Origin of the sequence: Streptococcus pseudopneumoniae (assembly GCF_001072925.1) — a bacterium.
Classification (GTDB): domain Bacteria; phylum Bacillota; class Bacilli; order Lactobacillales; family Streptococcaceae; genus Streptococcus; species Streptococcus pseudopneumoniae_Q.
The window spans coordinates 81,279-87,569 of record NZ_JVHE01000058.1 but is presented as its reverse complement, the minus strand read 5'-3'; the positions used below and the strand labels follow the sequence as shown (position 1 = coordinate 87,569).

Annotated in this window: 6 protein-coding genes; all 6 read right to left on the bottom strand. The window is 41.1% G+C overall.

The genetic code is table 11. From position 1 onward, the window contains the following. Nucleotides 1-119: 119 nt before the first annotated feature. On the bottom strand, nucleotides 120-1,274 hold the full coding sequence (recA, locus tag ADH81_RS03340; RefSeq protein WP_045762591.1) for a recombinase RecA: 1,155 nt from the start codon (nucleotides 1,272-1,274) through the stop codon (nucleotides 120-122). 41 nt (nucleotides 1,275-1,315) lie between these two features. Next, nucleotides 1,316-2,584, bottom strand: coding sequence for a competence/damage-inducible protein A (locus tag ADH81_RS03335; RefSeq protein ID WP_049526487.1), 1,269 nt, complete (start codon nucleotides 2,582-2,584; stop codon nucleotides 1,316-1,318). 79 nt (nucleotides 2,585-2,663) lie between these two features. Continuing rightward, nucleotides 2,664-3,701 carry a biofilm formation/cell division transcriptional regulator BrpA gene (brpA, locus tag ADH81_RS03330; protein WP_025171292.1) on the bottom strand — a complete coding sequence of 346 codons (1,038 nt, stop codon included), beginning with the start codon at nucleotides 3,699-3,701 and terminating at the stop codon, nucleotides 2,664-2,666. A 4-nt stretch (nucleotides 3,702-3,705) separates the two neighbouring features. Beyond that, a complete protein-coding gene (locus ADH81_RS03325) occupies nucleotides 3,706-4,227 on the bottom strand; it encodes a GNAT family N-acetyltransferase (protein ID WP_049526485.1) in 522 nt (173 codons plus the stop codon). Further along, nucleotides 4,217-4,660 carry a tRNA (adenosine(37)-N6)-threonylcarbamoyltransferase complex ATPase subunit type 1 TsaE gene (tsaE, locus tag ADH81_RS03320; protein WP_049508963.1) on the bottom strand — a complete coding sequence of 148 codons (444 nt, stop codon included), beginning with the start codon at nucleotides 4,658-4,660 and terminating at the stop codon, nucleotides 4,217-4,219. The genes ADH81_RS03325 and tsaE overlap by 11 nt, the downstream gene beginning before the upstream one ends. 86 nt (nucleotides 4,661-4,746) lie before the next feature. Continuing rightward, nucleotides 4,747-6,168 (bottom strand): NCS2 family permease, encoded by a 1,422-nt coding sequence (locus tag ADH81_RS03315; protein ID WP_049526483.1) that lies wholly within the window; start codon nucleotides 6,166-6,168, stop codon nucleotides 4,747-4,749. Nucleotides 6,169-6,291: the final 123 nt, after the last annotated feature.

Genomic DNA, 6,291 nt, shown 5'->3' with positions numbered 1-6,291 from the left:
TGCCGTACTCAAGTACAGCCTGCGGCTAGCTTCCTAGTTTGCTCTTTGATTTTCATTGAGTATCAGTTCCTTAGTCCATAGAACAGAAAAAGTGGGGATTCCTCCGCCACTTTTACTTTTTAATCTTCAATTTCGATTTCAAGATCATCGCCAAGATCAAGAGTCACTTCTTGGTTAGCTACTTCTGATTCCGCAGGTGCAACTTTTTCATCAGCTACTGCATCATCTTCAATCAAGCCAAACTTGACACGAACTTGGTGGTCAATCTCGTCAAAGACTTCTGGGTGATCTGCCAAGTATTTCTTAGCATTTTCAGAACCTTGACCGATCTTTTCGTCTTTGTAAGAATACCATGCTCCTGCTTTCTTAATGATGTCAAGATCACTTGCAATCTTCAAAAGTTCACCGGTTCTTGAAATTCCTTCACCATACATGATTTCAACAAAGGCTTCTTTAAATGGTGGAGCCACCTTGTTTTTAACAACCTTAATCTTGGTTTCCTTACCTACGCTCGTATCTTTTTGGTCACCAGTTCCCTTGATTTGTGTGCTTCCACGAACATCCAAACGGACAGAAGCGTAGAATTTAAGGGCACGTCCACCAGGAGTTGTCTCTGGATTACCAAACATAACCCCTACTTTTTCACGCAATTGGTTGATGAAGATAGCAATTGTCTTAGTCTTATTAATAGATGCCCCGAGTTTACGCATAGCCTGGCTCATCATACGAGCTTGAAGACCAACGTGGCTATCTCCGATATCTCCATCGATTTCTGCACGAGGTACAAGGGCAGCAACTGAGTCGATAACAACAAGATCAACTGCACCTGAATCAATCAATTTCCCAGCAATTTCAAGACCTTGCTCCCCTGAGTCTGGTTGTGACAAGAGCAATTCATCGATATTAACACCAAGTGCTGCTGCATAGGCTGGGTCAAGCGCGTGCTCCGCATCGATAAAGGCTGCAATTCCGCCTTCTTTTTGTGCTTGCGCTACCGCATGAAGGGCAACCGTTGTCTTACCTGATGATTCTGGCCCGTAGATTTCAATGATACGTCCCTTTGGATAACCACCTGATCCGAGTGCGATATCAAGAGCCAAAGAACCTGAGCTCATCACTTGGACCTTTTGCTCTGCACGTTCCCCCAAGCGCATGATTGACCCCTTACCAAAGTCTTTTTCAATCAATTTAAGGGCATCGTTCAAGGCTTTTTCACGATCAGCACCAAATTTTTTGCCAATTTCGTCTAATTTTTTTGTTGGTTTTTTCGCCATTTTGTTCTCCTATATTCTAATAGTCCTAAGACCTTCTTCTATTATAACAAATCTCCAGCACTTAATAAAGCTTTGCGAACTAGGTTAAAGGCATGTAGAACTGCAATTTCTCGCACATCTCCACGACTTCTACCTGCGATATTTGCCTGGATAACTTCTGTACCCGAAGCTTGTGCCAAAGCGATAAAGACTGTACCTGCTGGATGTCCTTCCAGACTGTCTGGTCCAGCCACTCCTGTCAAACTAATTCCAAAATCTGACTGGGTTTTGATGCGCGCCTGTTCAGCCATTTTTTCAGCAGTAAAAGCCGATACAACTCCATATTTTTCCAATTCAGCCTGTGGAATATCAAGCATTTTTGCTTTTTCTTCAAGGCTATAAGTCACAAAACCACCTTTAAAAATAGCAGATACACCTGAAAAATCTGCCAAAGTAGCTTGAAAAAGACCTGCAGTCAAGCTTTCTGCTGCGGTAATGGTTTTCTTTTGCTTTTTCAACTCTTCTACTACCAGGCTAGCCAAGCTGGTTTCTTCCCCATAGCCATAGCAAATTTCTCGAAGTAAAACACCCTCAAAGGTTTCTCTTTCAAGGATTTTTTGTTCTAGAGTATCTAGAACACGATCCGCTTCTTCTTGACTCTTAGCCTTGGTCGATATGCGAAGGGTCACTTCCCCAGTTTTAGCATAAGGTGCTAAGGTTGGATCTGTCTGCTGGTCAATTAAATCTGATAGAATGGTCACTAACTGGCTCTCGCCAATCCCAAAGAAACGCAGCACACGTGAATAGAGTTTAGAGCCCGTTGTCAATCTCGGAAGCAGCTCATTTAAGACCATAGGTTTCAATTCACTTGGAGGTCCTGGTAGAACGACGTAGGTTACCCCAGCCACTTCAATCATGCCACCTACTGCTAGCCCTGTTTCGTTTGGTAATGGAGTTGAACCTTGAACAATTTGAGCCTGGCGTTCATTATTTGGAGTTCGAGCATAGTCTGGTCGGTGAGCAAAAAAGTCATCCAGCTTAGCCTGAGCCTGAGGATCAAAAGTCAAGTCACGTCCTAAAAATTGGGCTAAAGTTTGCTTGGTCAAATCATCTTCCGTTGGCCCCAAGCCACCTGTTAAAATAACTAGACTACTGCGATTCTGAGCAATTTCTAACAAGGATAAGAGACGAGCCTCGTTATCTCCTACAGCCGTCTGAAAATAGACATCTACACCGATTTCAGCCAACTTTTCAGACAAGAATTGCGCATTGGTATTGACAATCTGACCTGTCAAAATCTCTGTTCCAACAGCTATAATTTCTGCTTTCATTTTTTCCTCCTACTTACCTATTCGGATTTCTTTGAAAAAATCGCAGGATAATTCCTACGATTTGATGAATAGTTTCCTATTATTCTAATTCTTCTACTGCAACACTAGTAGATTGAGGCAACTGACCCTGACCATAAAGATTCTCATACAAGACTACATTAGTCTCCAAATTCGTAACCTCTGGTTGCCCGAGCGAACGGCGTAAAAGATTTTGCATCTCTAACATATGCTCAGATGTCACGATTTGGTAAGATGTCCCTTGAAGCATTGCGTCCTCTCCACGCAATTGTTGAGACTCAATATTTTTAAATGAATCTTGATAACCCATCAACTGAGGAATCGTTGTCGTTGTAATTTCGATATTTGTCTGCATATTATCGCTAAGAGCCTTCAGAATCTCTTGATAGTGACTCACACTATTCAAACTAAGAATCTTCTCGACAACTTTTTGAATCACTTCACGCTGACGTTTTTGACGACCATAGTCTCCTTCTGGATCCTGATAACGCATACGTGAATAAACAAGGGCTTCTTCACCATTTAGCTTCTGTTCGCCAACACCGATAGAAATCGTATTAAATGGTTCCTGATCTTGGATAGAGATTGGGAAACCTAGAGTGTTGTTCACTGTAATACCACCCACAGCATCAACCATTCTTTGAAGTCCATGCATATTGACCATCACATAGCGGTCGATATGGATATTCATCATTTTTTGAATCGTTGAAATAGACAACTCTGCTCCACCATTGGCATAGGCGGCATTGAGTTTTGCCTCCGTTACACTACCATCTGGCTGCTGGATTTGTGTGAGAATATCGCGCTCCAAACTCATCATGACTGTCTTCTTGGTTTTAGGATTCACCGTCACCAAGATCATTGAATCACTATTACCAGCCCATGGATCTGTACGTTCAACATTCCCTGTGTCCACTCCCATAAGCAAAATCGTCAGAGGTTCGGTCGCTTCAATGACCTTGGTTTCTTCTCCGATTTTTTTATAGGTTTTGGCCAAAGTCTGCGTACTCTGTTGGTAAATCGTATAGGCATAAGCTCCCACACCAAGTACTGTCACAAGAACAAAGCCTAAAAACATTCCGATTATCTTTTTTGCCATACTTTTATTCATCTATCAGTTGACCCATTAGGTAAACATCTAGAAACTCTCCTCCTTCTATACAAGCACCACGTTCCTGTAATCCTTCTATGTTAAAGCCCATTTTTTCATACAGATGCACCGCAGCAAGATTTCTTTTTTGAACTGTCAATTGTAAACGTCGAATACTACCACTTGATTTGGCCCATTCAATAGTTTCTTCCATCAAGATACTACCGAGACCATTTCCCCAGTAAGCTTTTTTTATTCCTAAAAAGACATCTCCAATATGACGGACTCGCGGACGTTGATCAGCTGTTGTATTGATGATTCCTACTAACTCATCATTCAAAAAAGCGAGTAGGGTAATTTGATTATCCGACTGGGCCTGCTTATCCAAAAAATGTTGCATTTCAGACTCACTCATTGCAATCCCATTTTCATCCAGACTGGTAAAACTAGTCTCTTGACCAATTTGATCTAAGAGAGCAATGACCGCTGAAGCATCCTGGGCTTCCGCTTCACGGATTAAAAGATCATACTCCATCCGTCAATCCTTTCAAAAGTTCTGTCGCTCTTTGGCCATGAGCATGAAAGACGATTTCTCGGCCCTCATCTTTTTTAAGGATTTCTAACTCCAGATAATCTGATGGAAGATTTTCCCCCAATAGATGTCCCCACTCAATAACCGTTACACCTGAACCAAAAAGAAATTCATCCAAGTCGATAGAATCTGCATCCCCTTCGATGCGATAAACATCTAAGTGATACAAGGGGAGACGTCCTTCATATTCTCTAACAATGGTATAAGTAGGACTCTTAATCATTTGATGAATGCCTAATCCCTTAGCCAGACCCTTTGTTAGCGTTGTTTTCCCAGCACCTAATTCACCAGTCAAAATCAACACATCATTTTTTTCTAACAAGTGCCCTAGCTTTTCCCCAAGTGCAATCAACTCATCTTCATTTTTTGTGTACATGTAATTATTATACCAAAAAGTTTTATTTTGTGATATTTCCATCAACAAAAAAAGAGGAGACTCCCCTCTTTTTTTAGTTTTTTTCATTAGTTAAGAGCCATACTGATGTAGTTCAAGATAAACAAGGCATCCAAAATCCAAATCATGACATGCACATCTTTCACTTGACCTTTGACAACCTTCGTCAAAGTATAAGTTAAGAAACCAACAGCAATCCCTTGTGTGATTGAGTAGCTGAATCCCATAAAGATAGATGTGAAGAAAGCTGGAACAGCTTCAGCCATATCATCCCAAGGGATATTTTTCAAGTTAGAAAGCATCATAATTCCGACGATGATCAAAATTGGTGCAGTTGCAGCTGTTGGAACAATTGCTAGAAGTGGGCTAAAGAAGCTTGATAGGGCAAAACAGATGGCAACAACCAAAGCTGTCAAACCAGTACGTCCTCCTGCACCGATACCTGCTGCTGACTCAACATAAGTTGTAACGTTTGAAGTACCTGCAATAGCACCTACTGAAGTTGCCACCAAGTCAGAGTAAAGAGCCTTATCCAATTTAGCTGACTCATGGTTTTCACCACTTGTTGCAATGATACCAACTTTTTCACCAGTACCGATAAGAGTACCGATAGTATCAAAAATATCTGTCAATGAGAAAGCAAGAATGGCCATCAAGGTTTCTGGTAAACGAGAAGTGTTTGAAATCAGAGAGCCCAATCCTTCTGAACCAAGAGCAGCACCAAACAAAGTTCCTAGGTCGTTAACTGCTGATGAAAGATTATTGCTTGCAAAGTCAATGCTAGACAAATCAACAAGACCAACAGCAATGGAAAGAACTGTCGTTGTCAAAATAGAAAGGATGATACCACCTTTGATCCCCTTAACAACGAAGAAGATAGTAATGGCAAGACCTGCAAGAGCTACCAAGACAGCTGGAGTGTTGAAATCTACCAATCCTGGAACAGCTGCTGAGTTTGCAGTAAGTGCTGCTTGAGCCTTATCTGCTCCTTCACCTGCTACTGTATAAGTACCTGGGTCAATCGAAAATTTCAAGAGACCAGCATTCTTAATCCCAACATAAGCAAGGAAAACCCCAATACCAGCTGAAATCGCTGAACGAAGAGTTGTAGGAATAGATTCGATGATCATTTTACGAACATTGGTCAATGTAATAATCAATGAAATAATCCCACAGATGAAGACCATTCCAAGGGCTTCTTGCCATTTATAACCCATCCCAAATACGACGGTAAATGTGAAGAAGGCATTGAGTCCCATACCTGGAGCTTGCGCATATGGCAAGTTAGCATAGAAAGCCATCATCAAAGTTCCCACAACAGAACCGATAATTGTCGCCAAGAATACACCCTGAACAGGCATTCCTGTTTGTGAAAGCATTTGAGGGTTTACAAAGAGAATATAACTCATTGCAAAGAAAGTTGTTAAACCAGCAAGAACCTCTGTACGGACATCTGTCCCGTGCTCTTTTAGTTTAAATAGTTTGTCCATTTTTAATCTCCTTTGTCATTTTACGAACAATACTACCATTATATCACCAATCATTCATCTTTTCAAGATGTTTTTTCTAATTTTAAAAATTCTTATGAGATATTATTCTCTTTATTTTCGCTT

Coding starts and splice junctions, on each gene's coding strand:
- recA (WP_045762591.1), bottom strand. CDS start 1,274: ATGGCGAAAAAACCAACAAAAAAATTAGACGAAATTGGCAAAAAATTT.
- ADH81_RS03335 (WP_049526487.1), bottom strand. CDS start 2,584: ATGAAAGCAGAAATTATAGCTGTTGGAACAGAGATTTTGACAGGTCAG.
- brpA (WP_025171292.1), bottom strand. CDS start 3,701: ATGGCAAAAAAGATAATCGGAATGTTTTTAGGCTTTGTTCTTGTGACA.
- ADH81_RS03325 (WP_049526485.1), bottom strand. CDS start 4,227: ATGGAGTATGATCTTTTAATCCGTGAAGCGGAAGCCCAGGATGCTTCA.
- tsaE (WP_049508963.1), bottom strand. CDS start 4,660: ATGTACACAAAAAATGAAGATGAGTTGATTGCACTTGGGGAAAAGCTA.
- ADH81_RS03315 (WP_049526483.1), bottom strand. CDS start 6,168: ATGGACAAACTATTTAAACTAAAAGAGCACGGGACAGATGTCCGTACA.